This is a genomic window from Serratia sp. HNCC26DJ206, assembly GCF_057180605.1.
In genome coordinates this window covers 1-22,434 of the sequence record NZ_JBXUGP010000022.1, presented here as the reverse complement: position 1 = coordinate 22,434, position 22,434 = coordinate 1, and the positions used below count along the sequence as shown (strand labels likewise).

At 54.7% G+C, this 22,434-nt stretch carries 23 protein-coding genes; 6 read left to right on the top strand and 17 right to left on the bottom strand.

From position 1 onward, the window contains the following. The first annotated feature begins 208 nt into the window (after positions 1 to 208). Positions 209 to 1,336, top strand: coding sequence for an iron-containing alcohol dehydrogenase (locus AC2A1E_RS15545; protein WP_484384493.1), 1,128 nt, complete (start codon positions 209 to 211; stop codon positions 1,334 to 1,336). A gap of 365 nt (positions 1,337 to 1,701) precedes the next feature. On the opposite strand, the gene AC2A1E_RS15540 is transcribed toward AC2A1E_RS15545, so the two are convergent. From AC2A1E_RS15540 to AC2A1E_RS15495, 10 genes are all read right to left on the bottom strand, one after another. Further along, entirely contained in the window at positions 1,702 to 3,618 is a 1,917-nt protein-coding gene (locus tag AC2A1E_RS15540) for a BglG family transcription antiterminator (protein ID WP_484384492.1), read from the bottom strand. A 50-nt stretch (positions 3,619 to 3,668) separates the two neighbouring features. Beyond that, positions 3,669 to 4,865: a lactonase family protein gene (locus AC2A1E_RS15535; RefSeq protein ID WP_484384491.1), complete on the bottom strand. Its 1,197-nt coding sequence runs from the start codon at positions 4,863 to 4,865 to the stop codon at positions 3,669 to 3,671. A 214-nt stretch (positions 4,866 to 5,079) separates the two neighbouring features. Further along, a complete protein-coding gene (gene dagF, locus AC2A1E_RS15530) occupies positions 5,080 to 5,820 on the bottom strand; it encodes a 2-dehydro-3-deoxy-phosphogluconate aldolase (protein WP_484384490.1) in 741 nt (246 codons plus the stop codon). Between the two features lie 2 nt (positions 5,821 to 5,822). Continuing rightward, a complete protein-coding gene (locus AC2A1E_RS15525; protein ID WP_484384489.1) occupies positions 5,823 to 6,935 on the bottom strand; it encodes a DgaE family pyridoxal phosphate-dependent ammonia lyase in 1,113 nt (370 codons plus the stop codon). Next, the gene (locus AC2A1E_RS15520) at positions 6,919 to 8,058 is read right to left on the bottom strand and encodes an amidohydrolase/deacetylase family metallohydrolase (protein ID WP_484384488.1); all 1,140 of its coding nucleotides are present in this window, start codon (positions 8,056 to 8,058) and stop codon (positions 6,919 to 6,921) included. The genes AC2A1E_RS15525 and AC2A1E_RS15520 overlap by 17 nt, the downstream gene beginning before the upstream one ends. Positions 8,059 to 8,305: 247 nt before the next feature. Then, positions 8,306 to 8,956, bottom strand: a complete 651-nt coding sequence (locus tag AC2A1E_RS15515) for a DUF4310 family protein (protein ID WP_459402878.1) — start codon at positions 8,954 to 8,956, stop codon at positions 8,306 to 8,308. A gap of 11 nt (positions 8,957 to 8,967) precedes the next feature. Next, positions 8,968 to 9,744 carry a DUF4311 domain-containing protein gene (locus tag AC2A1E_RS15510; RefSeq protein ID WP_459400207.1) on the bottom strand — a complete coding sequence of 259 codons (777 nt, stop codon included), beginning with the start codon at positions 9,742 to 9,744 and terminating at the stop codon, positions 8,968 to 8,970. Positions 9,745 to 9,833: 89 nt separating this feature from the next. Then, the gene (locus AC2A1E_RS15505) at positions 9,834 to 10,130 is read right to left on the bottom strand and encodes a DUF4312 family protein (protein WP_484384487.1); all 297 of its coding nucleotides are present in this window, start codon (positions 10,128 to 10,130) and stop codon (positions 9,834 to 9,836) included. Continuing rightward, on the bottom strand, positions 10,130 to 10,495 hold the full coding sequence (locus tag AC2A1E_RS15500; protein WP_459400209.1) for an SFCGS family glycine-rich protein: 366 nt from the start codon (positions 10,493 to 10,495) through the stop codon (positions 10,130 to 10,132). Before AC2A1E_RS15500 ends, AC2A1E_RS15505 begins: the two co-directional genes overlap by 1 nt. Before the next feature lie 36 nt (positions 10,496 to 10,531). Further along, a complete protein-coding gene (locus AC2A1E_RS15495) occupies positions 10,532 to 10,879 on the bottom strand; it encodes a glycine dehydrogenase (protein WP_484384486.1) in 348 nt (115 codons plus the stop codon). A gap of 424 nt (positions 10,880 to 11,303) precedes the next feature. On the opposite strand from AC2A1E_RS15495, the gene rnk reads away from it, so the two are divergent. Continuing rightward, positions 11,304 to 11,714 (top strand): nucleoside diphosphate kinase regulator, encoded by a 411-nt coding sequence (rnk, locus tag AC2A1E_RS15490; RefSeq protein WP_484384485.1) that lies wholly within the window; start codon positions 11,304 to 11,306, stop codon positions 11,712 to 11,714. Between the two features lie 67 nt (positions 11,715 to 11,781). Here the strand turns inward: rnk and cybC are convergent, their stop codons facing one another. Together cybC and pmbA are read right to left on the bottom strand one after the other, a co-directional pair. Continuing rightward, on the bottom strand, positions 11,782 to 12,168 hold the full coding sequence (cybC, locus tag AC2A1E_RS15485; protein WP_484384484.1) for a cytochrome b562: 387 nt from the start codon (positions 12,166 to 12,168) through the stop codon (positions 11,782 to 11,784). 133 nt (positions 12,169 to 12,301) lie between these two features. Further along, positions 12,302 to 13,642: a metalloprotease PmbA gene (pmbA, locus tag AC2A1E_RS15480; protein ID WP_484384483.1), complete on the bottom strand. Its 1,341-nt coding sequence runs from the start codon at positions 13,640 to 13,642 to the stop codon at positions 12,302 to 12,304. A 395-nt stretch (positions 13,643 to 14,037) separates the two neighbouring features. On the opposite strand from pmbA, the gene yjgA reads away from it, so the two are divergent. Next, on the top strand, positions 14,038 to 14,586 hold the full coding sequence (gene yjgA, locus AC2A1E_RS15475) for a ribosome biogenesis factor YjgA (protein ID WP_484384482.1): 549 nt from the start codon (positions 14,038 to 14,040) through the stop codon (positions 14,584 to 14,586). Positions 14,587 to 14,619: 33 nt separating this feature from the next. Here yjgA and AC2A1E_RS15470 read toward each other — a convergent pair whose 3' ends face one another. The 5 genes from AC2A1E_RS15470 to aaeX all read right to left on the bottom strand — a co-directional run bounded on the left by AC2A1E_RS15470 (position 14,620) and on the right by aaeX (position 18,669). Further along, positions 14,620 to 14,919 carry a barstar family protein gene (locus tag AC2A1E_RS15470; protein WP_484384481.1) on the bottom strand — a complete coding sequence of 100 codons (300 nt, stop codon included), beginning with the start codon at positions 14,917 to 14,919 and terminating at the stop codon, positions 14,620 to 14,622. Between the two features lie 4 nt (positions 14,920 to 14,923). Next, on the bottom strand, positions 14,924 to 15,382 hold the full coding sequence (locus AC2A1E_RS15465) for a ribonuclease domain-containing protein (protein ID WP_484384480.1): 459 nt from the start codon (positions 15,380 to 15,382) through the stop codon (positions 14,924 to 14,926). Positions 15,383 to 15,558: 176 nt separating this feature from the next. Continuing rightward, positions 15,559 to 17,526 (bottom strand): p-hydroxybenzoic acid efflux pump subunit AaeB, encoded by a 1,968-nt coding sequence (aaeB, locus tag AC2A1E_RS15460; protein ID WP_484384479.1) that lies wholly within the window; start codon positions 17,524 to 17,526, stop codon positions 15,559 to 15,561. Beyond that, positions 17,526 to 18,458 (bottom strand): p-hydroxybenzoic acid efflux pump subunit AaeA, encoded by a 933-nt coding sequence (aaeA, locus tag AC2A1E_RS15455; protein WP_484384478.1) that lies wholly within the window; start codon positions 18,456 to 18,458, stop codon positions 17,526 to 17,528. The genes aaeB and aaeA overlap by 1 nt, the downstream gene beginning before the upstream one ends. A gap of 7 nt (positions 18,459 to 18,465) precedes the next feature. Next, the gene (gene aaeX, locus AC2A1E_RS15450) at positions 18,466 to 18,669 is read right to left on the bottom strand and encodes a p-hydroxybenzoic acid efflux pump operon protein AaeX (protein ID WP_459400219.1); all 204 of its coding nucleotides are present in this window, start codon (positions 18,667 to 18,669) and stop codon (positions 18,466 to 18,468) included. Between the two features lie 306 nt (positions 18,670 to 18,975). Here aaeX and aaeR point away from each other — a divergent pair, with 306 nt between their 5' ends. The 3 genes from aaeR (at position 18,976) to AC2A1E_RS15435 (ending at position 22,408) form a co-directional block, all read left to right on the top strand. Beyond that, positions 18,976 to 19,887, top strand: a complete 912-nt coding sequence (gene aaeR, locus AC2A1E_RS15445; protein ID WP_484384477.1) for an HTH-type transcriptional activator AaeR — start codon at positions 18,976 to 18,978, stop codon at positions 19,885 to 19,887. A 262-nt stretch (positions 19,888 to 20,149) separates the two neighbouring features. Beyond that, a complete protein-coding gene (locus AC2A1E_RS15440) occupies positions 20,150 to 21,052 on the top strand; it encodes an acetamidase/formamidase family protein (protein WP_484384476.1) in 903 nt (300 codons plus the stop codon). 12 nt (positions 21,053 to 21,064) lie between these two features. Beyond that, the gene (locus tag AC2A1E_RS15435) at positions 21,065 to 22,408 is read left to right on the top strand and encodes an APC family permease (RefSeq protein ID WP_459400222.1); all 1,344 of its coding nucleotides are present in this window, start codon (positions 21,065 to 21,067) and stop codon (positions 22,406 to 22,408) included. Positions 22,409 to 22,434: the final 26 nt, after the last annotated feature.

Sequence of the window (22,434 nt, the reverse complement as noted above, 5' to 3'; positions counted from 1 at the left end):
GGGCCATAGGCTATAAAAAGCATTCAACCAGCAAGAATGCAAGGCTGTAACTGTTTACATGTTAATCAAATCACAAGTTCACCGGTTTGGCTAAAAAGCAGAAGTTAACATATTAACAATTACGAGTTAGTACCGTAAAAAGCGTTGGTTCACTTCAAGGGCTGAATTATGCTGTGGTTTCCATGCCGACGAGCACCAAGGAGAGAGCATGACCACTAGCCTGATGATTACTAACCGGCAGACCTGGTTCGGCCACGGTAGCATCCAGCAACTGATCCCTCTGTTGCAGGCTGAGCCTCAGGCGACGCTGCTGTTCACCTGCCGCTCATTTATTAATAGTCCCATTTACTCTTCGCTGGCGGATGCGCTGACGCCACTGCTGGTTGGTAATGAAGTTGTTGCCCATGAGGCTTCACCGCAGGAGATCGACGCCTGGGTAGCACGCTGGCGTGGCAAGGTAAAAAGGGTGGTTGCTATTGGCGGGGGCAGCGTATTGGATGCCGCCAAAGCTTTTGCTGCCATCATCGAACACCCATTGCCCACGCGGCGCTATATGGAAAAAATCGGTGACTGCCAGATCAGTGGGGCTACGCTGCCGATGATCGCCATTCCTACCACCGCGGGTACGGGCAGCGAGGCCACGCAAAACGCCGTGCTCACTGACACCCAGCTCACTAAAGTGAAGGCCTCATTACGCCACCCTAATTTTGTCCCACAGGTGGCGATCCTCGATCCCGATCTGCTGAAAGGGGCTCCTGACAAGGTGCTGGTCTACTGCGGCATTGATGCTTTCACTCACTTGCTTGAGTCGTATCTGTCCAAAACGGCCAGCAGCATGTCACGCACCATGTCGCTGGCAGGTCTCCAACACTTCCTCAGCGCCTGGCCGATGTTGAAACACAGCGATGAGGCGCGGGCAGCAATTATGCAGGCTTCCTACCTGGGCGGTCTGACGCTGAGTATGGCAGGGTTAGGGGTGATCCACGGCATTGCTGGCGAGATTGGCGCATTGCGTAATTACCATCATGGCCAGGTATGCGCCCGCCTGCTGTTACCCTTCCTGGAATTGCTCAATGAAAGTGAACACCCGCAGCAGCGGGCCTTGATGGCAGAACTCGCCCAGCGCTTGTTCCCTAAGGAACAGGGCAGCGCGGAGCATTTCCTGATCGATTTCATTACCCGTAATGCCATAGTGCCATTCTGGCAGAACGATTTACCGCTCACCCGTAACGAGCTGAACATCGTCTTGGAGAAATCTAACAGTAAAAATGCTTGGGTCACCTATTCAGAACAACAGCAACAGTTGATGATCGAAGGGGCGTTCCCGATTACATGATAATATAATCAGATCAATATACCCGTCATACTTCAAGCTGCATGTGCGTTGGCTGCGTTCGTTCACCCCAGTCACATAGTTGTCTATGCTTCTGGGGACTCACTCACTTGCCGCGTTACTCGCCCCAAGTCTGGGCCTCGCCCCTTCGGGGCCAGCACAAGTGCTGTTCAAAAACGCGTTGCGTTTTTGTCCTGCAACTCGAATTATTTAGGGTAAAAAATAGCGGGAGAACGAATATGGGTATTATCGACTGGATTTTAACCGGCATTGCGGTTGGCCTGATCGTTGGCGCGTTGATCAAGATCTTTGGCAAGAAGAAAGAGAAATAAACTGACAGTCTCCTCTCCCGCCGGGAGAGGATCCTTTCAAATCCGGCTCAGGCAATCCAGCGCCACCGCCTTGAAACTGTCGAAATTGTCACTGCCCAGCAGGCGGCTCATCGAGCGTTCGCGCACAAAGGTGACGAACAGATCGTAAATCGCCATCGCTTCTTCGTAATCGCTTTTACTGATCGCCAGCAGGAATATCACATGGGCGATTTCCCCCTCGCCCCAGGCAATGCCTTGCGGAGCCAACAAGGTGACCACCACGGTCTTTTTCGCCAGCAAGCCCAGTGAGTGTGGCAAGGCAATGCCCTCGCCCAACAGGGTGGAAACGATCGCCTCGCGCTCAACCACCGAAGGGTAAAAATCGCTGCCTACGTAATCTTCCTGCTCCAACTGGGTGCAGACTTTTTTAAACAGTTGCTCCTGCGTCAGCGGCTCGTTGACGATCATGAAATGATTGGCGTCGAAGAATTTTTCCAGCATATACGGCTTGGTGCGATCCACCAGCACCAGCTTGCCCAGTTGTTCTAGCTGATATTCGGTCGGGAACGGCGACATCACTACCACCGGCTTATTCTTCTCGCTAATACGCGCGTTGGAAATCACGAAATCTTCCTCGATCTGGCCGAGGATCTCGTAATCACGCAGCGAAACAATGCGCGTCATCACCAGTTGCGGATACTTGCGCGCAATCTGCGCCTGGATCATACGTACCGTGGAGTTGCCGGTATCACACACCAACATCACCTGCGGATGGCGCTCATAGCCGATATTGTAATGCCGCTCCAGGCCAACACCGATATGCAGCACCAGATAGCCGATTTCATTCTCACTCAGGATATAAGGCGTGTGCTTACCCCAACTGGATACCGCCGCCAGCGTCACGTCGTAGGCCATTGGGTAGTGTTGCTTGATGTTGGCCAGCAGCGGATTCGGGATGGTGATCTGGTATTTCACCCTGGTTATCATGGTTTTGATATGGGTGAGCAGATCGGCGCGCAGCTGTTTGTCGCCCTGTAAATTGTAGTTATAGTGCGTATTGATATAAGACAGAATGTAATCCACCAGCGCATCTTCGTCATCGGCATTGATTTCCGTCGGCTGTACTTCCTGCACCCGCCGGGCGGCAATATTCACCCGTAAATAAGCTTCTTCCGCCGCCGAGATCTCTTTGCCCGCGGCTTTGCGCAGTTCGCTTGCCAACCGGCTGGAGACTTTGCGTACCGCATCATCACCGTCCTCAACGTCAAAATCCGGCAGCGGATAACCGTCGATAATGCGCCGTAGCGCCACCGCACAGTAAAAAATCAGGTATTGCTCACCTTCGTCCGTCAGCCGGATGGCGTACTGCGAAAACAGCGGATGCAGCAGCCCGGCAAAGGCCACTACCTGCGGCTGATGCAGGATCTCATTGTTCAGCAGCGGATTTTCCGGGTCAGCCAGATGCAACTGAAACAGCAGATCGGTGAGACAGGCACGGATCGCCATTTCCGAGCCGAACAGCTTCATGCCATAACGCGGTTTGGTTTCAATGGTTAGCTGGTAATGCGCCAAGCGCTCTCTCACCTCAGCCATGTCGTTTTGCAGGGTGCCTCGGCTGACAAACCATTCGTCAGCTAAATCTTCCAGCTTGAGGGAAAAGGCTGAGGTCAAGAAGCGAATCAACAGATAATGCACCCGCTCCTGCCCACTGCGCGGGGTAACCTGTTTTTTGCGTTCCTGATGCTGCAATGCGCTGAACAACGTCGCATCATCCACCTGCAAGCGATAACCCGCTCCACGGTTATGCACAAACCGCGCACCGTATTTTTCCAGAATGTCATTCAGCGCAGTGATATCCGCACGCACGGTTCGCGTAGACACGGCAAAACGCTTCGCCAGTTCTTCCTGAGGCAAAGTCTCAGACTGCAAAGCATCAAACAGATAAGCCAAACGTGGATAGGGGAAGCGCACCATTCTCTTTCCGTTATTAACGTGCCCGCCGATCGCGCCGGACGGGCCACTGGTTATGGCATAAACACCATGTGTGACGGACTGCCCACCGGGGTATAACCGGCAACAAAGCTGAGTTTACCGCTCTGCTTGTCCACGCTGAAGCGAGTGATGTTATCGCTGCGCTGGTTCAGTGCGTACAGGTAGCGGCCACTCGGATCCAACGTGATAGTGCGCGGATAATCCCCACGCGTCCAAACCTCGGCCACCGGTTTCAGCTCGCCATTGCCGCCGACGCTGAACTGCGCAATGCTGTTATGCAAACGGTTGGCGACGTACAGGTTTTTGCCCTCGGCACTCAACGCCAAACCAGCAGCAAAGCTGGTGCCCCGATAATCAGCAGGTAAGCTCGACATAACCTGCAACTGCTTCAGCGTGCCTTTCTGGCTGTCGAAACGATAGCTGGTCAATGTTGATGCCTCTTCGTTGATCAACAGCACCGTTTTGCCATCTGGGTGGAACACGAAGTGGCGCGGCCCGGCACCGGCGGAAGAGGCGTTAATCCATGGCGGATCGTTCGGCGTCAACTTGCCGTTACCGTTATCAAAACGCCACTGGTAGATGCGATCCAACCCCAGATCGGTGGAAAACACAAATTTGCCGCTCGGATCGCTGGCAATCATATGCGCGTGCGGGCCGTTGTGATCGCTGATGGCAAAACTGCCCTCGACCGCGCCGACAGGTTTAGCCACACCCGCCGGACCTTCAGCCTGCTGCACCGAGCTGGCCTCACCCAGTTTACCCTCACCGTCTAGCGGAAAGGCCGCCACGCTGCCGCTGACATAGTTAGCCACCAGCAAATGCCGCCCGTCAGGCAACAGGGAAAGGTAAACCGGCCCAGCCCCCTGCGAATCCACCTGGTTAAGCGGCGTCAGGCTGCCGTCTTGCTGGTTGATGCGATAAGCAACAATGCCCCCGTGCTTAGTGCCGTTAAAATCCGCCACTTCACTGGCCACGTAGAGCGTCTGTCCTTTAGCATCCACCACCAGTTGGGCTGGATTCGGCAGCTTGCTGACCAGCGTTTTGTCGCTCAACGCCCCGCTTTTCGCATCTACTCGAACCCGGTAAACCCCCTCACCATTAGGATTATAGGTGCCGATATAGGCAAAATGTGACGATGGTGATTTCATTACGTCCTCAGCATGCAGCGCCGGGCTGGCAACCGCCAACAGCGCCAGGGATAGCGTTGTGATTCGTAAAGAGTTTCGCATAGTTATCCTTTTTAACAGATAAAGGGGCGCAGTCTGTTGCACCCGCGATTAGAAAAGACGTTAACTCTTAACCCTGACACGACGCCCCCTTACCCTACCCCTCCCACAAAGGGGGGGTAACGTGCCACAAATCTGCTCCTACACTTGACTACAGCACCGAACCCACTCCCTCTCCTTTGGGGAGTGGGGAAAATACAACTCTCGGCGTCCGGTTTTAACCCACCAGTTTTTTGGTCATCTCCAGCAAGGTTTTCACATCCTGCGGGCGGGTATTGCCGCTGGCAGAATCAATGATCGAGCTGTAAATATGCGGGATCACCTGCTTCACACCGGCAGCCAGCGCGATCTCCATAATGGCCTCGTAGTTATCCAGATCGATGCCCCCGGTTGGCTCCAGCAAGAAGTCGTGCTCGGCACAAGCCTGCGCCACATACTGGAATTCGTCTTTATGCTTCAGACCGCCCATCGGGAAATACTTGATGGAGCTGCCGCCCATGTCTTTCAGCAGTGCGATCGCCGTTTCGACCGGCACGATACCGTCTGCGGCCTGCGCACTCAGCGGCCCGGTGGAGATTTTTACCAGGCCCACGCGGCCGGTCGGGGATACCAGGCCATTGACCACGGTTTCGCGCTGTCCCAGCAGCGCACGGCTGGCACCGACGCCGGTAAATACCTGGTTCACATGCTGCGGTTGCACCTTCCAGGCGATCTGGCTGACCATATTGGACTGCTTCGGATCGCCCGCGCCCAAGCCGATAGAAAGCGCGTTTTCGATCAACCGGGCATAGTGCGTCATATCCGCTATCGCGCTGTCCACGTCCGGATAGTTTTTGGACAGCACCCCCACCAACACATGCCCCTGGGCCGCCTCATAGATTTCCTGCGCGTTGTCTTTCGAACCGGCCAACACGTTCAGACATACGCGGTCTTTATAGTAATTCGGCTTCAGCTTCATGCTTATTGCTCCATAAACAGGTTTTTAATACAGGTGAAAACGGTCATCAGCTGTTGCTCATTGACGCTGCGCACATCCACTTCGATCTTGCCTTCGTTGGCTTTATAGCCACGGAAATAGATGGCGATGTCACCAGTTTTTAGCCGCTGCACGATGTCGACGGTCGACATGCCCAGCACCGCTTCATCAAAGGTAATTTCAGCTCTGGCAATATCGCGCCCTGCGCTGTCCCACACGGTTTTGGCACTGACGCCGCTCAGGGTACTGAGATGGGTGATAAACGGCATCATGCGCTCTACCATCTGCGCACCGCTGGTTTTCTCCAGAGTCAGATAGCTTTCAATCGCCTGCGTCAGGCCCAGAATGCCCTCTTTACCCACCTTCATCGCCCGGCCAATACCGTTGGATTGCTGTTTCACCCAGGCAACGTACTGTTTTTTACCGATCACCAACCCGCTGGTTGGCCCTTCGATCGCCTTAGCGCCGCTGTAGATCACCAGATCGGCCCCCATCTGGTAGTAGCACATCAGGTCTTCTTCCGCCGCCGCATCGACGATCAGCGGCAGGTTGTGCTTACGCGCCACGACCGCCGCTTGTTCGACGGAAAGAATGCTTTTCTGCACGCAGTGGTGGGATTTGACGTACATGATGGCCGCCGTTTGCGGCGTGATGCAGGCTTCGATCTGCTCTGGGGAACATTCATTGGCGTAACCCGCCTCTACCACTTTGCCACCGCCGAGAGCGATCATGGTGTCAACCGGCGCACCAAAGTTAACGTTATGGCCCCGTGGCAACACAATCTCTCGCGGTTCATTCACCGCTGCCGAATGCAGGTTGACCAGCAGGTTGGCGTTATCTTTGACGATCACCGCCGCCACCGACTGGGCAATACCGGCAGAAGCACAGGAGACAATCACCGCATCTTCCACGTTCAGCAGGCCAGCAATATAAGCGCCGGTTTTGTTGACCAGATCTTTGATTTCAAAGTAATGATTCAGGCCGTAATCCACCGCGTCAATCACCTCCTGGCGCGGCGTAGAGACGCCAAGAATGGTCATGCGGCCAGAAGTATTGATCACCTGTTTTAAATTATATTTTTCATAGACTGAAGACATGGGTGGCTTTCCCTTCATCGGTTAATAGAACTTCCCCGGCCACCACGGCGGCCAGCGGCACCAGCAATTGTTCGCCGTTAACTGACTCCCCTTCGGAGTCGGCAAACACCTGTGGCGCGGTGCGAAGCTCAAAAATGGTCAAGTCGGCATCTAAGCCCGGCTGCAAGCGCCCTTTGGTGGTCAGGCGCAGCGCCGCAGCGGCGTTTGCCGTCACACAGTCAATCACCTGCGGTAATGAGAGCCCAACGGTAAAGAATTTGGACATCACTGCCGCCAGGCTGTATACCGGGCCACTGATGCGATTACGGCAGTAGATATCGGAACTGATGGTGTGCGGCAAAATACCCAACGCAATCGCCTGTCTGGCGACCGCAAAACTGAAGCTGGCGGTGCCGTGGCCCACATCCAACAGCACCCCGCGCTTCAATGCACGCTGGATTGACTCGCGCAGCGTACCGGCTGGGGTCAGGATGCGGTTCGGTTTACCGTTATAGCAGTGGGTGATGATGTCGCCCTGGGTCAGCAGATCGGCAATCTCGTCCAGATCTGGCGGGTTGTTACCGATATGCACCATCAGCGGCAGTTGATGGTTTTCCTGCTGGATCTCTTTCGCCAACACCAGCGGTTGGGTGCCGTTCTGGCCCACCACGCTGCTGCTCATCCGCGCCTTGATGCCGATGATAAAACCCGGTTTGCCATCAATGGCTTTTTTGACGTCCTGCTTATTAATATCCGCCATATCCGCCAGCTCATTCTGCCGCAGCAGGCCGATGCGCGAGATATTCAGGAAGGCAAATACGTTGGTTTTGGCACTGCGCGTCAGGGCGTAGAACTCATCGATATCGTCGGTGCCGGTGCTGCCCGCATCCACCACCGAGGTGACACCGCTGGCAACGCCCACCCGATCCGGTTCGTCCTGGTAGATCGGCGAAGAGGGGTAGCAGTGTACGTGCGAGTCGATCCAGCCAGCGCTCAGGTAATAATTCCCCGCCAGATCCCGTTGCTGATGCGCACTAGCGTCTGCGGCCACCTGCCCCACGGCGGCAATTTTGCCGTCTTGGATGGCCACATCGGCCAGGGTGCCATCCACCAGCCTGGCGCGGCGGATAATAAGGTCATACATACTTCGCTACTCCTTTTATACTCGTCGCCCTTCAAGCTGCAGGGGTGTTGGCTGCGTTACTCGGCCCATGCTGGGCCTCGCCCCTTCGGGGCCGCCACAAGCGGCGTTCAAATCTGCAAAGCAGATTTGTCACTCACCCCAGTCACTTACTAGTGTAAGCTCCTGGGGCTTCGCTCAGTTGCCGCCTACCTGCATCTCGAAGTAACTCGGGTATAACGGGCACGCAAAACGCGTACCTGTGCCAACATTAAGCAATCGCCACCGGGAAAATCGCGCCTAAGATCATTGCACCCAGGATTGCACCACCGGTAATCGGCTTGCCCCAGATGTAGAACAGCAGTGCGCCCAGCAGGGAACCGACGCCGATCGGAATCGAAGCGGCGATAGCAGACAGGATGATCAACGGCCCAAGGAAACGCCCGGAAGAGTTACCGGCACCCATCATCACGTCAGCACCGTAGGTGGAGTTGCTCTGGTTGATGGTGAATTTACGCGCCAGAATAATCAGATAACCAATCGCCAAGCCAACCACTAGGCCAGTGACCAGCGATGCGGCAAAGTTGGCCACCGGGAAAATAATCCCGGCACCGAGCAACAGCGCCGGAACGCCGAGGCCAACACCGGTCTGGATCGCCCCGCCGATATCCAGGATCCCCACCAGCGAACCTTCAATGATGCGGGCAAACAGGAAGCTGGCACCAAACGCCGCTACCGCGCCATACACCCCGGTATCCATGCCAGCACGCAGCATAGAGACGAACGCCACTTCGTTAAATGCGCCAATACCGTACAGGTAATACATGTGCGTCCCGGCAAACACGCCGGACGACAGCAGGCCAACAAAAATCGGGAACGACCAGTCGGCGTACCAGAAGCCTTTTTGAGTTTGTGTTTCCATCATTCAGCTCCTTATTTACCGCTCAGGGTGTTATGGATGGCATCCAACCAGCCAGGCACGCCAAGGCTGAAGGACTCGAGGAGTTTCATATCGAAGCCGCGGAAGAAGCCGCTCATCACGAACAGCAGCACAATCACCGCCATCATGATCTTGGTGACTTTGTTCCAACCGCTCTCTTCTACGCCTTTACCGATCAGGATCCCCAGTACCAACCCCGGCACGGCGTTACCCATAATCAGTTGCGCCAAGCCACCAAAGATGGTGCCCCAGAAGCCGGAACGCTTACCGGCTTCAATCGCTGCCAGCCAGAAGATCACCGGCATCACGGTGTTCACCAGCAGGTTGGCCGCCGGTACCAGCACCTTGATCGCCGTCACCTGCAAGGCCGCAGGCACCGCCGATGCGGTGGTGTTAAGGAACGTCACTACGAAGATGCCGATCAGGCCGCAGGCGATCGCCATTTTTTTCGGATCGTGCAGCGTTTCGGCCACGTTACGGTTCTTGATCATCAAGGCCGCAGCGCCCCAGTTGGGGATAATGCGGTGGTCAACGTCCTGCGTGAAGGCACCCGCCGCCACGGAAGACGCCCAGGCGTTGAAGAAGAAGCCCAGACCAAATGAGAAATGAGAAGCCGGATCGCCTTCGCAGGAATTCAGCTCACCCAAGGTGCGGAAAGCACCCATACCCTGTGTCGTCGGGGCGTGGAACATACGTGCGGCACCGGCACCTACGCCGACACCTACCAGCCCGCCGATAATAATCGACTTAAATAAGATGATTAAAAACATTCACATCCCCTTTTTATGCTATATCCCGTTGCTTTCACATTGTCAGTAGCCAATAACGCAACCGCTTGAGAAAGGGGGGATATAACGTTTTATTTCGTGGTAAAGATCACTTTTTCGGTATTGATGATCGTCACATTCACGGTTATTTCCAAAGAGACGGCATAACTTTTTCTTTCACGTGGCAGAAAGAAGAACAGAAATTTCTCTTTGGTGGTTTTCTCTTCCGCTTTTAATACCTTGACGTCCTGTGGCTCAATGCGCAGCAAGACATTACTGGTGGACTTTAATATTGTCCCCTGCACAGTTGCCAATGCGGAAGCAAAGGCTTTCGCCTTACTGTCGCCTTTACCTTCCACGTTTACCGAGGTGGTATATTGTTCTTTCATTACGCGTTGCCGTATTTTTTGATATAAGCTTCCACCAGCCGCTGGCCCAACTCCTCTTTATCCATAAAACCGAAGCCTAATACGTTGTAGCCTTCATTAATCGCCGTTACGCCTTCCTCTACGGAGCGCATACCATATTTGGCTTTATAGCCATGCTTGGTTTGTGCCGTAATGGCACCGGCACCGCCGCTGCCGCAGAAGGAAATGCCCAACTGTGCGTTTTCTGCTTTCATCACATCGCCCAGTTTCATATCTGCCGCCACGCCTGGGATGACGATGGCTTTTGCGCCAGCATTTTCAATGCCTAAGCCGACTTTCTGGCCTTTGCCCAAACGATCGCCAATCACTACGGTAATTTGACCCATGGTATTCTCTCCTGATTGAATTTAATCCAGTAAAACCTATTGGTTATTATCTTTAGCGACTTCAAAGTGCACGGAAAGTAAATAAGCCTCCTCAATAGGTAACGTGGCAAATTTATCCACTACCCGCTCTGCCATTCGCATTGATTCAGCAGAGATCTCGTCAAACAGTGATTTATCCACTTCCGGCAAAGGTTCACCGGTTATCGAACGCAATACCATGGCGCGAATATGTGACTCCAGCATTTGCTGTTGCACCGCATTGGTAAAAATATTCTCTGCACCCAACATTGCGGTGATATCTGCCAGCACCTGCGTGGTGATCGTCGCCGCCTTGCTGATATCTGCCTGTTCAATTTCACTTACCGAAGCAGTTCCTTCATTCACTTTTCAGTCACCCCTGGTTTCGGACATTAATCTGTAAGTTGTAAAGCGCATCATCGAATAATCCACTTTATCGGATGCCTTTACCCTAACCTTAAGAACATTTCGTGTGTAGCCTGTTTTTTTCCAGTTCAAACTGGAAATTGCGTGACGCTTAGGGATCCATTTCGCAAAACGTGGTTTTGGCCAATAAGTTAATGAGATTACAAAAAGATAGCGCAACCCTTTGTTTACAGTGGACGAGAACGCGGCAAAAAACTTCGTGATCGGGATCTCTTCCTTTTCCGTGCTTAACCGCCTACTATCAGTAGGACAAGTCGAGATTTCTTACACCCCCGCTCCAAACGGCGCGGGGGTGTTGCTTTATGTTGTTTTTCCGAATTTATGGGCGCAGAAAGGGCGCCCTTTGATTTGACTGGAGAGTGGAATGACCAAACCAACCATTACCATTAATGAGCTGGATGCGGAACGCCTGGATGCACTGCTGGCGCAGCCTGCCTTTGCCAACACTGACGTCGCAACCATGCTGAATGCCGAACTGGATCGCGCTGACATCGTGCCGCCATCACAGATCCCGGCCAATGTCGTCACCATGAACAGCCGCGTGCGTTTCCGCGATTTGCACACCACAGAAGAACATGTGCGCACGCTGGTGTATCCGGCTTCGCTCAAAGACAGCAACGAACAGCTTTCCGTAATGGCACCGCTGGGTGCAGCGCTGCTGGGTATGCACGTTGGCAAACAGATCAACTGGCAGTTACCGAATGGCGAAGAAACACGGATTGAAGTGCTGGAGCTGCTGTATCAGCCGGAAGCCGCGGGTGAATATCACCGCTGATAGCTGATGACGGAAGGCGGCGGGAATAAACGGGCGGCTTGAAAACACTTCCGCCCGTAACTGGCAGTTAGCGGAACTTCTTATGATTGGTATCGCGGGTTTGCTTGAAATCCTGCGCGACTTTACGCGCCTCTTCCAGTTTGCCCTGATTCGCCAACGCCAGTGACTGGTCGATCTGCCCGATCAACGTGGTCATGCCGTGACGGAAGTCTTTCATCTCGGCGCTATCAGGCGCTTTACCTTCCAGCTTCGATGGCGTGCCCTTCTCTGCGCTTACTGCGGCAGCACGCATATTTTGCAGGCTCTGTTTGAACGTATCGGCAGAATCGGTTTTCAATACGGTTTTGTAATTGCTGGCGATAGTATCCATATCGTTGGCCAGATCGACTGCCATCAACGTCGAACTCGCCCCCAGCAGCGTCAATGCTACTAATACTTTCCATGTTTTCTTCATGCTCACTCTCCCGTTGTTGTTTTATTTAACCCATAGATAACATAGGCAGAGAACGATAAATTCGAAACCCTATATTTGCAACAGAGATTAACAAAGGAGACTCGGCCGACAGAACGCCGGCCGAAAAGTTTGATTACTGACCCGCGATCTTCATTTCCGGCAACAGAACGGAACCGCATTGAATATTACTGCGAGTCTCGATATCACTGCCGATGCTGACAATATTACGCAGCATGTCTTTCAGGTTACCGGCAATGGTGATCTCACTGACCGGATACAGGATCTCACCGTTTTCTACCCAAAAACCAGAGGCTCCGCGCGAGTAGTCACCGGTAATACCACTGACCCCCTGCCCCATCAGTTCGGTCACTACCAGGCCAGTACCCAATTGCTTGAGCATTGCGGCAAAATCATTACCCTGCCCGGCAATGCGCCAGTTATGGATACCGCCCGCATGCCCGGTGCTGTGCATACCCAGCTTGCGTGCCGCGTAGCTGGTCAGCAACCAGGTCTGCAATACGCCATCTTTGACGATATCGCGGCGTTCGGTACGTACCCCTTCACTGTCGAACGGCGTGGAAGCCAAGCCTTTCAGCAGATGCGGATGTTCTTCAATGGTCATCCATTCCGGCAGGATCTGTTTACCCAGTGAATCCAGCAGGAAGGTGGATTTGCGATAAACGCTGCTGCCGCTGATAGCGCCTACCAGATGGCCAAACAAGCCGGTTGCCACTTCAGAAGCGAATAAAATCGGTGCCTTCATGGTGGCAAGCTTACGTGGCGAAAGACGCGCCAGCGTGCGGCGAGCACACTCCTGGCCAACCCACTCGGGGCTTGCCATATCCCCCATAGCACGGCCGATGGTATAGGCGTAGTCACGCTCCATATCCCCGTCGTGCTCGGCAATAACGCTGCTGGAGAGGGAATGACGGCTGGAGCAATAGCTTTGCAGCATACCGTGGCTGTTACCGAACACCTTAATACCGTAATGGCTGTTGAAACTGCCGCCTTCGGTATTGGTAATACGTTTATCTGCCGACAACGCCGCCTGCTCGGCGCGTGCCGCCAGCTCAATCCCGCGTTCGGCATCCAGTTCGGCCGGGTGGAACAGATCGAGATCCGGAGCCTCAAACGCCAGCAGATCTTTTTCTGCCGGGCCGGCATGAGGATCTGGCGAGGTATAGCGAGCAATATCCAGCGCCGCCTGCACGGTGCGAGAAATGGCATCCGGGCTCAGATCGGTGGAAGAGGCGCTGCCTTTACGCTGTTGGTAATAAACGGTGATACCCAACGCCCCGTCGCTGTTGAACTCGACGTTTTCCACCTCACCGAAGCGGGTGCTGACGCTGATACCGGTGGTTTTGGTCACGGCAACTTCTGCCGCATCGGAACCGGCACGCGCCAGTTCCAAAGCCTGTGAGACGGCTTGTTCCAGCGCTTTGCGCTGTTCTGCAACTTGAGTGACTACTTTCATCAATCTGCCATAATTAATCAGGAAATCGCTGAGAAAAGTGCCGTGTCGGCGCAATGCCCGTCAGTTAAGCAGAAAAGTGCATCATTGGCGCAATGCTAACAGCGGCGCCCCCTCTCCCTGTGGGAGAGGGCCGGGGTGAGAGGCTGTAGTCCGGTGATCTTCCCCTCACCCTAACCCTCTCCCCTAGGAGAGGGAATTGGTTAGTCTTAACTGACCTGCATCACGTATCGGCGTGGTTTTGCGCGGTATAACGCGCCAGAATAATTTCAGGCTGTGCCCACCCGCAACAGCGCAGAATACCGCCTAATCTGTATTTGAGTCTAACAGGAACTGCGTGGAATTTCGCATAAAGCCAGCAACCTGTTAGGATTAGCCTCTTTTTGACGGAGCCTACCATGAACAAACAGCCTGAAGACTGGCTCGACGATGTCCCTGAGAACGAAAATGAGGACGATGACGAGATTATCTGGGTCAGTAAAAGTGAAATTAAGCGTGATGCTGAAGCGCTGAAAGACTTGGGGACCGAGTTGGTCGAACTGGGTAAAAATGCGCTAGAACGCATTCCGCTGGATGAAGACTTGCGTGCCGCCATCGAACTGGCGCAGAAGATCAAAAAAGAAGGCCGCCGCCGCCAGATCCAACTGATCGGCAAAATGCTGCGTGCCCGTGATGTTGAGCCGATCCAGACCGCGCTCGATAAGCTGAAGAACCGCCATAACCAACAGGTGTCGCTGTTCCACAAGCTGGAGGCACTGCGCGATCGCCTGGTGGCTGAAGGTGATGATGCGATCCCGTCCGTGCTGGAACTCTATCCAGAGGCCGATCGCCAGCAGTTGCGTGCGCTGGTGCGTAACGCGCAAAAAGAGCAGGCTGCTAACAAGCCGCCGAAATCGTTCCGCCAAATCTTCCAGTACTTACGCGAACTGGCCGAGGCGCAACAGTGATCGTCAGCAGCATCACGATGGGATGAACCTTGTTCATCCCCGGTGATGCACCGCTGCACCGCTGGCTTCACGAATATTGAACCGCAGATCCCCCTCCAACTCTTCCTCCGCCTCTTCAAACAGCAGAATAATGGCACCAAAACGGCGTTTGCGGCGGGCGTTGAGATGGGTAAATTCAATCTCGACCGGCAGGCTGATATCGCCGGTAACCACATCCCACAGCGCGTCCAGATTGGCGCCAAATCCTTCACCCAGCGCGAACCGGTCGGCAAATTGCTGATAGAACGCCGGTAGATCGGGTATCTGGTTAAAATCGAACTCTATTTTCACCATCAACTCACTCCATCCGAATGAAGTTTTTATAATGGTCGCGCGTGACAAAAATCAGACCGTCGCTGGAATACAGCAGGCGATCGGCCCCGCGTCGGCCGCATTGGTAATTGACATCCGCCTCGCGCCATACCCGGTTGTTGGCCACCGGTAAACGCCCTTCACGGTTAGAGAAACGATCGCCGCCAATCGCCTTACCCGGCAAGGCCAGACACAGGTTGCCGTCAGCCGCATCCCAACCCTGCTCGCGCGCCTGTTTTTTGGTGAGGTAGTAATCCGGCAACCGCTGATGCTGTTGCAGATAGCGGGCAACGCGCTTGGGTTCCGTCAGCTTATCGATACTCTCAGCGGCAACGGTGGCCGCCGGCACAGGGGCGATCACCCGGTCAGTATCATTACCGCGCAGCGCGCTAAAAGCGGCGACCACAATGGCGATCAGCATCGCCACAAGGGTACGTTTATTCATATTTTCCCTGAATGAGGCGAATGCCCCATGATGGCTAAATTTATAGCAAAGAATAATGAATCGAAGATGACTTATATGTAACGTTTTTACCTTCAGAACCACTATGACTATCAATCATGCCACTTTCCAGCGCCGCTGACACGCGGAACACGCCCCGATTTTCAGCCTAAAAGTGCTCAATCGATCAAGGCGTGGCGATAGAGATGCAGCATATCCGCCAAGCGTTTGACCGGCCCGGTCACGCTGAGCGGCGCACTGTTATCCACCAGTTTCTGCTGGTATTCGTTCATCTCTTTCAGCAGCCGATCGTAGTAATAAGCGCGTTTCCCATCGCTCTTGGCGGATACCACGTGATCGGCGGTATTGCGGATCTGCTTATGGAACACCGACAGCTCTTCCTTGGCCGGGATCTCGGTCATCTGCATGCGCTGGTGAGCGATAATCAGGTTGAGCCCCAGGCGGTATTTGGCAATGTCGTTCGGGAACATCATCAGCAACTGATTCAAACGCTGATACAGCGCGGGCAGGTGGTTTTCACGGCGACGCGCCGCCTGAGTGGTCAACGCCGAAACCGCGCTGCTGACCAGTTGGTTCATCAGCGTGCGGCCAGTGCGCTCGCGCGAGGTATCACGGATCAGGAACAGCACGATCATCGCAACAAAACAGCCGATGATCTGGCCGATGGCGCTGTCGATAAAAGTCGTCACCGAAAAATGCATCGGGTTGCTCAACACGATGATATTGATGGTACTCGCCAAGGTGCCCAGCGAGCCCAAACGGCGCTTCTGCACTTCAATACCGGTGAAAAACGCCAGCGTGCCCAGGCTCAGGCACAGCAGGAACATGCTTTGCTGGGTCTGTGGCAGGATAAACATATAGAACAGCGCCCCCATCGGAAAGGCGATCAGCACCCCCACCAGGAAATCGAACGCCATCATTTTCGGGTTCGGTGTACGCATCGCCAAAGCGGTCACCACGGCGATCATCACCATGCAGACGCTGCCGGAGGTCCAGCCGGTCCACAGCCAGAACAAACAGCCAATCGAGGTGGCCGCCCAGGAACGCAGGCCGTTGATCAACGCATGATGACCTTCTGCCGAAGGGGTTTTCACCACCACTTCACTGGCCAGTATCTCGTTTTCAACGGCGTTGATGCCGCTGTTAGTGTGCACCCCTTTCGCCACCAGCAGGTAGCGCGTCGCCGTACCCACCCAGGTACTGACCGTAACCAGGGTTTCATTGGTGAGGTTGGTGGCCAATACCTGACGTACCCGTTTCAAGTGCTGATGCACTTCCTGCGGTGTTTCAGCGGGCATCATCAACAGCTCGCGAATATTCTCCTTCACCGCATTGGGGTAATTCAGCAGGATCAGGTAGGTTTCACAGGCCTGAGTAATCAGCGTCAGCGAAAGGGTATGCAGTACGCGTACCCGCTGGTTTACCCGCTGCCAACGCGAAGACTCCAACATCAGGTTGCTGCGCATCCCGTTCAAAGCGGTGGTGCTTTTCACCAGATCGCCCCAGGCACGGTCGATATCCTCTTTCTCTGCATTGCTGATACACATTTGCATCAGCCGGTATTGCCCCACCAGCAGTTGATCGACTGCGCGATCGATATCCTGTTTGATCGAACGCGGCGAAAACAGCAGATCGGCCAACACCGCGCTGAGAATACCGAGCACAATCTCGCTACAGCGCTCAAGCGCGAACTGCGGCGCTTGCATCAGCGCAGAGGTACTGCTGGCCGAAGTGACGATAATAATCAACGCCGTATAGCCCGCCAGCCCCCAGGCATAAGAGTTCTCAACTCTGACCAGCGATGAAATCCAGGTGCACACTCCGAGCCAGATGCAGCAGAGCATCAGCATCACCACGGGCGCGCGCGCGCAGGTGACGATAATCACCAGGCCGACAAAGCAGCCCACAAAGGTGCCGATAATGCGCAGCCAGCCGCGATAACGGATGGCACCAGAAAACGGCTCGCCCCCGGCGGCAAACGCAGGCCCGGCCACGACGATCGCCGCCGTCAGCACCGACCAGCGCGGGGTTTCCAAGTTAAGGTGAAAACCGACAAACAGGGCAAAAACAATCGCAAAGCTGAGTTTGCAGGCAAATCTCAGGCGAATAAAGGTTGGGCTCGTCATCAGCCAAACTCACGTAACCGGTGCATCAGCCGGATAAACGGCGAACCGTTGTCGTTGCGATCGTTCTTGCCGGTAATCACCACGGTGGCGGTAGTTCCCGCCGGGTAGGGATGCTGCTGATCCTTCTCATCCAGCACAATTTTCACCGGCACGCGCTGCGCCAGGCGCACCCATTCCAGGTTGCTGTCGATCGACGCCAATCCCTTACTGTTAACGGTGCTGCTGCTGTTATTAACCGCCGCCGCCAGGCTGTCGACGGTGCCATGCATAATGCGGTTGCTGCCCAGCGGGGTGATTTCCACCCGATCGCCTTGCTGCAGGCCGTTCAGTTTGGTTTCTTCCAGATAGGCCAGAATGTAAAAGGTGTTTTTCTTTACCAGCGCCACGGCGGTGGAGCCACGGGTGATAAATTCCCCGGCGTGTACGTTCAGGTTGGTTACCCAGCCGTCGTCGGGCGCACGTACCGTAGTGCGATCGAGATCCAGCTGTGCCAGATCGCGGGTAGCCATCGCCTTGGCCAACTGGTGCTGCACGGTTTGCAATGAGTTGCTCGACTGATCGATCTCTTCCTGCGACATCGCCTGAATGCCCAAGCGCACGCGGCGGCCAGCCTCACGTTTCTTCTCTTCGGCCAGCGCCTGATAATAGGCGACATCAGCATTGGCTTGCGCCAGCGCCTGCTGGTAGCGTGGCCGATCGATCACAAACAGGATCTGGCCCTTCTTCACCAGTTGGTTGTCCGTAACCGGTATCTCGGTCAGCAGGCCGCTGACGTCTGGGGCGATCGCCACCACGTCGGCGGTGAATTTGGCATCACGCGTCCACGGCGATTCGGTGTAAAACGACCAGGACTTGAACACCGCAATGGCGGCCAGCACGACAACAATCAACGTGATCGCGATTCGGGTTATTTGTATTGAAAAAGTTTTCACAGCCACCTCAAACAAAAAGACATGAAACCAGATAAAACAAGCAGCAATACAGCGCAGTATTGAACAGCGCGGGATGCCAGACAAAATCGTAAATCCCGGTCGGCAGCAGTAGGCGACGCATGACAAAAAACAGCACCAACGACGCCAACAGCTCAAAAAACACCGGCGGGAACGACATCCCAAAAATGACCATAACCGGAAGCAAACTCATCACTTTTTCCTTAATTGTTTACTGCACCGGGGATCGCGCCCTGCTGATTTCACATTCTCTTTACATTTTGGCTAACGGACGCCAAACGTCGCACCTAGACAGTTGCCAGGCCACGAACCTGAAAAAAGGGTTAAACTACGAACTTAGACTCATGAAAGGGAATGCATGACAGACGACAATAAACCACGACATTGCTGACCACGCTCAAGCGCTCAGAAGGATACACCCGACCCGATTATATTAGCCTGCTTACTATAAGCTCATCTACAATATGTGATCTAAATCACTTTTAAGCCAGAGTGAACAATGGAAAGACTAAAACGGATGTCAGTGTTCGCCAAAGTTGTTGAGTGTGGGTCGTTTACTGCGGCGGCGCGCCAGCTCGATATGAGCGTTTCGTCCATCAGCCAGACAGTGTCCAAACTGGAAGATGATCTGCAAGTGAAGCTGCTTAACCGCAGCACGCGCAGTATCGGCCTGACCGAAGCGGGCAAAATCTACTATCAAGGTTGCCGCCGGATGCTGCAAGAAGCCACCGAAGTGCATGAACAACTGTATGCGCTGAACAATACCCCAATCGGCACCCTGCGCATTGGCAGTTCCTCCACCATGGCGCAAAACGTGCTGGCCACCATGACCGCCGAAATGTTGCAAGAGTACCCCGGTTTAACGGTGAATCTGGTTACCGGTATCCCAGCCCCCGATCTGATTACCGACGGATTGGATCTGGTGATCCGCACCGGCGCGTTGCAGGATTCCAGCCTGTTCTCCACGCGCTTGGGTTCGATGCCGATGGTGGTTTGCGCTGCCAAAAGCTACCTCAACCAACACGGCACGCCGCAAAAACCGAGCGATATGGTGAATTTCTCCTGGCTGGAATACAGCGTGCGGCCAGACAGCGAATTCGAGCTGATGGCCCCGGAAGGCATCAGCACGCGTATTTCCCCACAGGGGCGCTTCGTGACCAATGACTCGCAAACCATGGTCCGCTGGCTGAATGCCGGGGCTGGCATCGCTTATGTCCCGCTGATGTGGGTGATCGAAGAGATCAAACGCGGTGAGCTCGAAATTCTGTTCAAGCGCTACCACTCAGATCCCCGCCCGGTATACGCCCTGTACACCAAGAAGGACAAGCTGCCGCTAAAAGTGCAAGTGTGTATTAACTACCTGACGGAATACTTTAAACGCGTGGCGGCGGCCTATCAGGGTTATCGCTGATGGATATTTTACCTGCTGCTTACTCGCTCGATGGCAAAGTAGTTATACGGCATTATTTCCTTTTAGCTAACGTAAAAAACCAGCATGACTTTTAATTAAAGGATATTCCTCCGAACAGCCGCCGGGTAGGATTTTGCCGCACTTGCCTCTGCCCCGGCGGATGTGATTAATTATTTCAGGCAAGGTTATTTACACTGTCTCTGGCAGACTGCAATTAACGCCTCTCATAAGAAAAAATCAGCACAACTTTACAGGAATCACCATGGAAAGAATTCCCCGCACGCACGTGGTTTATGCCATGTCGCGTGATAACGCTCCCGTGGCAAGAATTGCCAGCGGCAGCGACGTTTGCTTTGAAACCTGCGACTGTTTCGAAGATCAGATTGCCTCTGAACAAGCCGCATTTACCGAGCTGGACTGGAACCGCATCAATCCGGCCACTGGGCCGGTCTACGTGCAGGACGCGCTACCGGGCGACGTACTGCGGGTAGAGATCAAACGCATCACCCCACGCAGCCACCAGGCGGTGATGGTAACCGCACCGGGTCTGGGCGTGATCGGTGATGAACTGCAACAGCCACAGATCCGCACCGTGCCGCTGGAAGAGGGCTTTGCCCTGCTGCCGGGTGGCGTGCGTTGGCCACTCAAGCCGATGATTGGCGTGATTGGCGTAGCTCCTGCGGGTGAAGCGGTGCCATGCGGCACGCCGGATGCGCACGGCGGCAATATGGACTGCAAGATCATCACCGAAGGCAGCACGCTGTGGCTGCCGGTCAACGTGGAAGGCGCGCTGTTTGCGCTCGGCGATCTGCATGCCGCCATGGGCGACGGTGAAGTCTCGGTATGCGGCTTGGAGATCCCCGGTGAAGTGGTGGTGAATCTGACCGTGGTGAAAAACCGCCCGCTGCCTACGCCGATGATCAGCACCGCAGACGCGCTGTACACGCTGGCCTCCGCCAAAACGCTGGATGAGGCCGCCCAACTGGCGACCCGCAATATGGCGCACTTTATTGCCGATCACAGCACAGTGACGCTGGCCGACGCCATCAACCTGATGAGCATCACCGGCGATTTGCAGATCTGCCAGGTGGTTGATCCGCTGAAAACCTGCCGCTTCGCTCTGCCACGCAGCGTTGCCGCTCAGTTAAACATTCAGTTGGATTAAGGAGCCAAAGCAATGTCTGTTGAACAATTTGGCTATAAGCAGGAGCTGCATCGCACCCTCACCCTGAAAGATCTGGTGATTTACGGCATGATCTTTATGGTGCCGATCGCACCGTTTGGCGTCTTTGGCTACGTTTGGGAAGGCTCGCAGGGCATGGTTGCCTTGGCTTACCTGATTGGTATGGTGGCAATGTTCTTTACCGCCATGAGTTACTGGTCCATGTCGCGCGCGTTCCCGGTTTCCGGTTCGGTGTATGCCTATGCACAACGCGGTATTCATGAAACCGTCGGCTTCTTCGCTGGCTGGCTGATCCTGCTGGATTACATTCTGGTGCCTTCGCTGCTGTATATCGTCAGCGCCGCGGCCCTCGGCCCGATTCTGCCGGGCGTACCTGCCTGGGTGTGGATCGTGACGTTTATCGCCATTAACAGTGTGATCAACCTGATCGGCATTCAGTTCACCGCCAAAGCCAACCGCTACATTCTGGTGGCAGAGATCGTGATCCTGGCGATCTTCGTGGTGATGGGGCTGATTGCCCTGTACGCCGGTGAAGGTTCGGGCGGTTTGACGCTCAATCCGCTCTACAACGCCGAGAAATTCAGCCTGCCGCTGGTGATGGGAGCGGTGTCGATCGCCGTGCTGTCATTCCTGGGCTTTGACGGTATTTCGACGCTCTCTGAAGAGAGCAAAGGCGGAGCTGATGCGGTGGGCAAAGCCTCGCTGTTTGCCTTGCTGCTGGTCGGATCGCTGTTTATTCTGCAAACCTGGATCGCCGCCGATCTGGCCGCAGGCAACAACTTCACCAACCTGGATACCGCGTTTTACGACACCGCCAACTTGGCCGGTGGCGCCTGGCTGAAGCAGGTGACCATCTGGGCCACGGCGCTCTCTTGGGGTATCGCTAACGCCTTGGTGGCACAGGCGGCAATTTCGCGCATTCTGTTTGCCATGGGGCGCGATCGTCAGTTGCCGAAAATCCTGGCGAAGGTGCATCCTCGTTTCAAAACCCCTTACGTCAGCACCCTGCTGGTGGCGGTGATTTCACTCGGTTCCGGGCTGTATTTCAACGGCAGCATCGACAACCTGAGCCGCTTGGTGAACTTCGGCGCGCTGATGGGCTTTTTGATCCTGCACCTGTCGGTGATTAACCATTACATCATCCGCCAGAAATCCACCGCTTGGGTAAAGCACCTGCTTTTCCCGCTGGTTGGCCTGGCGATTATCGGCTTTGTGCTGTACGAAATGGATATGGAAGCCAAAATCCTCGGCCTGAGCTGGCTGGCGGTGGGCATTGTCTATTACTTCGTGCTGCGCGTGGTGCTGAAGCGTAAACCAGTACTGGAATTAGAAGGGTAATACCATCAATATGCCCCGGTTAATAC

What these genes read in the sequence shown, in the direction of transcription:
- AC2A1E_RS15545 (WP_484384493.1), top strand. Translation starts at nt 209, where the DNA reads ATGACCACTAGCCTGATGATTACTAACCGGCAGACCTGGTTCGGCCAC.
- AC2A1E_RS15540 (WP_484384492.1), bottom strand. Translation starts at nt 3,618, where the DNA reads ATGGTGCGCTTCCCCTATCCACGTTTGGCTTATCTGTTTGATGCTTTG.
- AC2A1E_RS15535 (WP_484384491.1), bottom strand. Translation starts at nt 4,865, where the DNA reads ATGCGAAACTCTTTACGAATCACAACGCTATCCCTGGCGCTGTTGGCG.
- dagF (WP_484384490.1), bottom strand. Translation starts at nt 5,820, where the DNA reads ATGAAGCTGAAGCCGAATTACTATAAAGACCGCGTATGTCTGAACGTG.
- AC2A1E_RS15525 (WP_484384489.1), bottom strand. Translation starts at nt 6,935, where the DNA reads ATGTCTTCAGTCTATGAAAAATATAATTTAAAACAGGTGATCAATACT.
- AC2A1E_RS15520 (WP_484384488.1), bottom strand. Translation starts at nt 8,058, where the DNA reads ATGTATGACCTTATTATCCGCCGCGCCAGGCTGGTGGATGGCACCCTG.
- AC2A1E_RS15515 (WP_459402878.1), bottom strand. Translation starts at nt 8,956, where the DNA reads ATGGAAACACAAACTCAAAAAGGCTTCTGGTACGCCGACTGGTCGTTC.
- AC2A1E_RS15510 (WP_459400207.1), bottom strand. Translation starts at nt 9,744, where the DNA reads ATGTTTTTAATCATCTTATTTAAGTCGATTATTATCGGCGGGCTGGTA.
- AC2A1E_RS15505 (WP_484384487.1), bottom strand. Translation starts at nt 10,130, where the DNA reads ATGAAAGAACAATATACCACCTCGGTAAACGTGGAAGGTAAAGGCGAC.
- AC2A1E_RS15500 (WP_459400209.1), bottom strand. Translation starts at nt 10,495, where the DNA reads ATGGGTCAAATTACCGTAGTGATTGGCGATCGTTTGGGCAAAGGCCAG.
- rnk (WP_484384485.1), top strand. Translation starts at nt 11,304, where the DNA reads ATGACCAAACCAACCATTACCATTAATGAGCTGGATGCGGAACGCCTG.
- cybC (WP_484384484.1), bottom strand. Translation starts at nt 12,168, where the DNA reads ATGAAGAAAACATGGAAAGTATTAGTAGCATTGACGCTGCTGGGGGCG.
- pmbA (WP_484384483.1), bottom strand. Translation starts at nt 13,642, where the DNA reads ATGAAAGTAGTCACTCAAGTTGCAGAACAGCGCAAAGCGCTGGAACAA.
- yjgA (WP_484384482.1), top strand. Translation starts at nt 14,038, where the DNA reads ATGAACAAACAGCCTGAAGACTGGCTCGACGATGTCCCTGAGAACGAA.
- AC2A1E_RS15470 (WP_484384481.1), bottom strand. Translation starts at nt 14,919, where the DNA reads ATGGTGAAAATAGAGTTCGATTTTAACCAGATACCCGATCTACCGGCG.
- AC2A1E_RS15465 (WP_484384480.1), bottom strand. Translation starts at nt 15,382, where the DNA reads ATGAATAAACGTACCCTTGTGGCGATGCTGATCGCCATTGTGGTCGCC.
- aaeB (WP_484384479.1), bottom strand. Translation starts at nt 17,526, where the DNA reads ATGACGAGCCCAACCTTTATTCGCCTGAGATTTGCCTGCAAACTCAGC.
- aaeX (WP_459400219.1), bottom strand. Translation starts at nt 18,669, where the DNA reads ATGAGTTTGCTTCCGGTTATGGTCATTTTTGGGATGTCGTTCCCGCCG.
- aaeR (WP_484384477.1), top strand. Translation starts at nt 18,976, where the DNA reads ATGGAAAGACTAAAACGGATGTCAGTGTTCGCCAAAGTTGTTGAGTGT.
- AC2A1E_RS15440 (WP_484384476.1), top strand. Translation starts at nt 20,150, where the DNA reads ATGGAAAGAATTCCCCGCACGCACGTGGTTTATGCCATGTCGCGTGAT.
- AC2A1E_RS15435 (WP_459400222.1), top strand. Translation starts at nt 21,065, where the DNA reads ATGTCTGTTGAACAATTTGGCTATAAGCAGGAGCTGCATCGCACCCTC.